Source organism: Falsiroseomonas sp., assembly GCF_030695085.1.
Lineage (GTDB): Bacteria > Pseudomonadota > Alphaproteobacteria > Acetobacterales > Acetobacteraceae > Falsiroseomonas.
In genome coordinates this window covers 1-4,947 of sequence record NZ_JAUYTS010000192.1, presented here as the reverse complement: position 1 = coordinate 4,947, position 4,947 = coordinate 1, and the positions used below count along the sequence as shown (strand labels likewise).

General features: G+C 64.7%; 7 protein-coding genes. 6 read left to right on the top strand and 1 reads right to left on the bottom strand.

Annotated features, from left to right (window positions below; all coding sequences use genetic code 11):
• From Q8S40_RS20545 to Q8S40_RS20530, 4 genes are all read left to right on the top strand, one after another.
• Positions 1-673, top strand: a 673-nt coding sequence (locus tag Q8S40_RS20545) for a hypothetical protein (RefSeq protein WP_371136868.1), incomplete at its 5' end; no start/stop codon positions are given.
• A gap of 18 nt (positions 674-691) precedes the next feature.
• Positions 692-1,465, top strand: coding sequence for a hemolysin family protein (locus Q8S40_RS20540; protein WP_305671891.1), 774 nt, complete (start codon positions 692-694; stop codon positions 1,463-1,465).
• 32 nt (positions 1,466-1,497) lie between these two features.
• The gene (locus tag Q8S40_RS20535) at positions 1,498-1,620 is read left to right on the top strand and encodes a hypothetical protein (protein WP_305671890.1); all 123 of its coding nucleotides are present in this window, start codon (positions 1,498-1,500) and stop codon (positions 1,618-1,620) included.
• On the top strand, positions 1,617-1,898 hold the full coding sequence (locus Q8S40_RS20530) for a hypothetical protein (RefSeq protein WP_304827206.1): 282 nt from the start codon (positions 1,617-1,619) through the stop codon (positions 1,896-1,898). The genes Q8S40_RS20535 and Q8S40_RS20530 overlap by 4 nt, the downstream gene beginning before the upstream one ends.
• 24 nt (positions 1,899-1,922) lie before the next feature.
• On the opposite strand, the gene Q8S40_RS20525 is transcribed toward Q8S40_RS20530, so the two are convergent.
• Positions 1,923-2,855 (bottom strand): LysR family transcriptional regulator, encoded by a 933-nt coding sequence (locus tag Q8S40_RS20525; RefSeq protein ID WP_305671889.1) that lies wholly within the window; start codon positions 2,853-2,855, stop codon positions 1,923-1,925.
• Between the two features lie 155 nt (positions 2,856-3,010).
• On the opposite strand from Q8S40_RS20525, the gene Q8S40_RS20520 reads away from it, so the two are divergent.
• Both Q8S40_RS20520 and Q8S40_RS20515 read left to right on the top strand, forming a co-directional pair.
• On the top strand, positions 3,011-4,549 hold the full coding sequence (locus Q8S40_RS20520) for an NADP-dependent isocitrate dehydrogenase (RefSeq protein WP_304827200.1): 1,539 nt from the start codon (positions 3,011-3,013) through the stop codon (positions 4,547-4,549).
• Between the two features lie 91 nt (positions 4,550-4,640).
• Positions 4,641-4,947 (top strand): TetR/AcrR family transcriptional regulator (locus Q8S40_RS20515; protein WP_305671888.1); only part of this gene is annotated, 307 nt, incomplete at its 3' end.

Here is a 4,947-nt window from a genome sequence, read left to right as displayed (position 1 = left end):
ATTCAACATGTACAACAGCGATACCCCCAACCGCGCCGAACTGCCCTCTTCGAAGCAGCTGGTGCGCTCCACCGTCCTCGCCGCCGTGTCTGCCGTGATTCTTCTTGTGGCCGTCGTGCTCCCGGCCGAATATGGCATCGATCCCACCGGCATCGGCAGAGTCCTGCGCATGACCGACATGGGCGAGATCAAGCAGCAGCTCGCGGCAGAGGCCGCCGCCGATGCCGCCGCCACGCCCACCGCCGTCCCGTCGCCGTCGGTAGATGCACCCACCGGCTTGGCCCCGGCCACTGCCGCACCACCAGCCGCCACAGTTTCTGCACCACCTCCTGTTGCTGTGGTTGCCGCGCCCAAGATCGAATGGCGAGATGAAATTCCCTTCACGCTGACCCCAGGCGAAGGTACGGAAATCAAATTGAAGATGACCGAAGGCGCCAAAGCCCAGTATGCGTGGGTGGTAGAGGGCGGGGAAGTCAATTTCGACACCCACGGTGATGCACCTGGCAAGTCGATCAGCTACGAAAAAGGCAGAGGCGTGCCCGCCGACGAGGGTGTGCTGGAAGCAGCGTTCACCGGCAACCACGGCTGGTACTGGCGAAACCGGGGCCAAGCCGACGTGAAGGTGATCCTGCGCACGCGCGGTGACTACACCGACATCAAAAAGGCGATGTGAAGCCAAGGCGCCGCCGTTTTGCTGCAGGTCAGCCAGATCGGCGCCACCGTGCTGGTACACGCCATGGTGCGCAACGTGTTCCGGCTGGACGACCGGCAGATCGGTTCGCTGATGGTGCCGCGCGGCGATGTGGTGTCGCTCGACCTAGAACAGAGCTTTGAGGTGAACATGGCGCGCGTCGAAGCCTCCGACCACGCCCGATTCCCGGTGGTGCGCGGCGACATGCAGGAGGTGGTGGGTGTGGTGAATGCGCGCAAGTGGCTGTCGCAGGCGCTGCGCGGCGGCGAACGCGAACTGACCAGCCAGTCGCTGCAAGATCCGCTGTACGTGCCCGAAACCATCACCGGCATGGAATTGCTGGGCAACTTCCGCCAGTCGGGCGGGCAGATGGCGTTTGTGATCGACGAGTACGGCGAAGTGCAGGGCATCGTGACGCTGCCAGACCTGATCGAAGCCATCACCGGCGAGTTCAGCCCGCGCGACCCCGCCACCTCATGGGCTGTGCAGCGCGACGACGGCTCGTGGCTGCTCGACGGCCACATTCCCGTGCCCGAGCTGAAGGACCGGTTGGACCTGGACGCGGTGCCCGACGAAGAGCGCGGCCGTTACCACACGCTCAGCGGCATGATGATGCTGCTGACGGGCCGCATGCCCAAGGAGGGCGACCACGTCGATTGGGAATCCTGGCGTTTCGAGATCGTGGACATGGATGGCCGGATCATTGACAAAGTGCTGGCCACCCGTCTGGACCCGAATGCACCCGAAAGCACCGACGAGGCCATGACCCCTTGATAACCTGGCCACGCACATGCGCCGCAGCGGCCTTGCTGGCACTGGGCGCCTGCTCAGAAGGCTATTCCGGCAAGGGCGACACCGAAGCCACGGTGGGAAAAAACCCCGACGGTGAAAGCTTCCGGGTGACGATTGCCCACCGGTCCACCCCTTGAAAACGTTCATAGCTCAGCGCTGGCAGGGTCGCATCGGGTGGACCACCCTGTTCTGGCGCGACCTGCTGCTCATCGGCACCAGTCTGAATGTGCTGATGACGGGCACGGCCTTGGCACTGCTCTCGCAAGACGCGCCCATGCATTGGGTGTTGCTGGCGCACCTGTCGCCACTGCCTTACAACCTGCTCATCGTGTCCGCCCTCTGGCGCTCGCCTCGACGGCCTTCGGTGGTGGTGGCTTTCAGTGTGGGCTGGTTGCTGCTGTTCGTGGTGGTCTGAGCGGCGCTTGAACACCGTCGGTGGTCAGTGCGCCAGCACGGGCCTCTGGGCATTTTGCACATAGGCCACCAGCTGTCGGGCGGGCACGGCCAGCGGGGCGTCGCTGCGCCAGACCAGCGACCACTGGCGCTGAATGGGAAAGCCTTCCACCGGCAAACACACCCACGGCGCGCTGGGCGCGTGCCCGGCCTCGACGGTGAGCGCCGACACCACCGCCAACCCCAAGCCCGCGCCCACGGCGTGCTTGATGGCTTCGTTGCTGCCCAGGCTCATGGCCATGCGGGGCGAAAAGCCGTGGTCGGCAAAGTGCTTTTCGGTCACTTGGCGGGTGCCGCTGCCGGCTTCGCGCATGAGCCAACGCTCGGCGCTCAGGCGCTCCAGCGCAATGGGTTGCGTGCTCTGGGCCAGCGGGTGGCTGCGCGGGGCCAGCACCACCAGCGGGTTGTCCAAAAACGGCAGACTTTGCAGCGGCAGTTCGTCGGGCGGCAGCATCATCACGGCCAGATCGTCGGCCTGGCGGTGCAGGCGGGCAATGACGCGGTCGCGGTTTTCGATCGCCAGATCAATGTCCACACCGGGGTGCAGCGCGGCAAACGGCCCCAGCAGGTCGGGCACGAAGTATTCGGCGGTGGTCACGGCGGCAATGCGCAGGCGCCCGCGCAGCAGGCCGCTCTGGTCGGACAGCCGTTCTTCAAAGCGCTGCCAGCAGGCGGCAATGTCGGCCACGGTGCTTTGCAGCGCCTCGCCTGCGGGCGTGAGGCGGATGCCCCGACCCACCGGCTCAAACAGGGGTTCGCCCACCAGCGTGGCGAGTTCGCGCAGTTGCACGCTCACGGTGGGCTGGCTCACATGCAGTTCGCGCGCGGCCTGGGTGACCGACATGAGCCGCGCAGTGGCCTCAAAAGCGCGCAGTTGCTGGGGCGATGTGCGCAGTAAGCGTTTGATGGCGGTGGGCATGGGCGTTGGGACGGAGGTCAGTGCGGCGGCGGTGTTCTGGTCGGCGTGTCAAATTCATAGATTTATACCTATGAATTTTATAAAAACAAAGTATTTTTCTTTATGTGTGTGTTTGCCTACAGTGCGCTCACCTTCAACACACCCCAGGACATGCGATGAAAAACGACACCCCGAAAGACCTGATCACCGACGCTTTGAACGCCACGGGCACCAGCCACCAAGCCGACACCTTGGTGCCGATCACGGTGGCGCACGGCGACGGCATTGGCCCGGAGATCATGGCCGCCACGCTCAAGGTGCTGGCGGCGGCGGGTGCGCGCATTGCGCCCGAGACCATCGACATTGGCGAAAAGCTCTACCAAGCGGGCCACAGCAGCGGCATTGCGCCCGAGTCGTGGGAGAGCCTGCGCCGCACCCAGGTGTTTCTGAAGGCGCCCATCACCACACCCAGCGGCGGCGGCTACAAGAGCCTGAACGTGACCATCCGCAAAACGCTGGGCCTGTACGCGAATGTGCGGCCCTGTGTGAGCTACAGCCCGTTCGTGGCCACCAAGCACCCCAAGCTGAACCTGGTGATCGTGCGCGAGAACGAGGAAGACCTGTACGGCGGCATTGAGCACCGCCAGACCGACGAGGTATTCCAGTGCCTGAAGCTGATCACGCGCCCAGGCTGCGAAAAAATCGTGCGTTACGCGTTTGAATACGCGCGGGCCAACGGGCGCAAGAAGGTCACTTGCATGACCAAAGACAACATCATGAAGCTGACCGATGGCCTGTTTCATCAGGTGTTCGACGAGATTCGCGTGGAATACCCCGAGATAGCAGCGGACCACATGATCATCGACATCGGTGCGGCGCGCCTGGCCACCCGGCCCGAGCTGTTTGATGTGATCGTCACGGCCAACCTGTACGGCGACATCATCAGTGACATCGCCGCCGAGATGACCGGCAGCGTGGGTCTGGCGGGCAGCGCCAACATTGGCGAACACGTGGCGATGTTCGAGGCCATTCACGGCAGCGCGCCCGACATTGCGGGCCAAGGCATTGCCAACCCCAGCGGCCTGCTGCTGGGCGCGGTGATGATGCTGGTGCACATTGGCCAGCCCGAGGTGGCGGCCAAAATTCACAACGCTTGGCTGTGCACGCTGGAAGACGGCGTGTTCACCGCCGACCTGCAACGCGCGGGCAGCGCCAAGGCGGGCCTGCCGCTGCCGTTTGGCAGCATGGACTTTGCCGACGCGATCATCGAGCGCCTGGGCCGTTTGCCCGAGAAGTTCAAGCCGGTGCGCTACCAAGCGCCGGCGCCGCGCGCCGAACAGGCGGCCAAGCCGCTGTATGTGCGCGCGCCCACCGCCAGAAAAGCGCTGGTGGGGGTGGATGTGTTTGTGCACCAGTCGGCTCTGAGCGCCGACGATCTGGCGGTGCAGCTCAAGGCCAGCGACACCGCCGCGCTGCAACTGCAAATGATCACCAACCGGGGCGTGAAGGTGTGGCCGGGCGGTTTCCCCGAAACTTTCTGCACCGACCACTGGCGCTGCCGCTTCGCAGCGGGCACCGACAGCGGCGAGGTGGCGCAGCGCGACATCGTCCACTTGCTGGGTGCGCTGACCGACGCCGGGGTGGACGTGATCAAGACCGAAAACCTCTGCACCTTCGACGGCGTGAAGGGCTTCGCCCTGGGCCAGGGGCAGTGAGCCGCTGAGCGCAGCCCCAGTGCCGCAAGGCCAGGGGTGAAAGCAGGGACACGGCTTGAATATAAGTAATTGTTGAATTACATTTAGGGCCATGTTGTCCAAACAGCCCACCGAAACCCGCCAGGCCGCTCTGGTGGCGGCCGCGCTGGCGCTGGCTGCCGAGCGCAGCCCCGCCACCGTGACCACCGCCGAGCTGGCGCAGGTGGTGGGCATCACACAAGGCGCGGTGTTTCGGCACTTTGACAGCAAAGAAGCCATTTGGCTGGCGGTGATTGACCACGCGCACCGCACCTTGCTGCACCGCTTGCAGGCCGCCGCTGCCGCCCACGCCGCACCCTTGCCAGCGCTGCGTGCGGTGTTCATGGCGCATGTGGACTTTGTGGTGGAACACCCGGGCG

What these genes read in the sequence shown, in the direction of transcription:
- Q8S40_RS20525 (WP_305671889.1), bottom strand. Translation starts at nt 2,855, where the DNA reads ATGCCCACCGCCATCAAACGCTTACTGCGCACATCGCCCCAGCAACTG.
- Q8S40_RS20520 (WP_304827200.1), top strand. Translation starts at nt 3,011, where the DNA reads ATGAAAAACGACACCCCGAAAGACCTGATCACCGACGCTTTGAACGCC.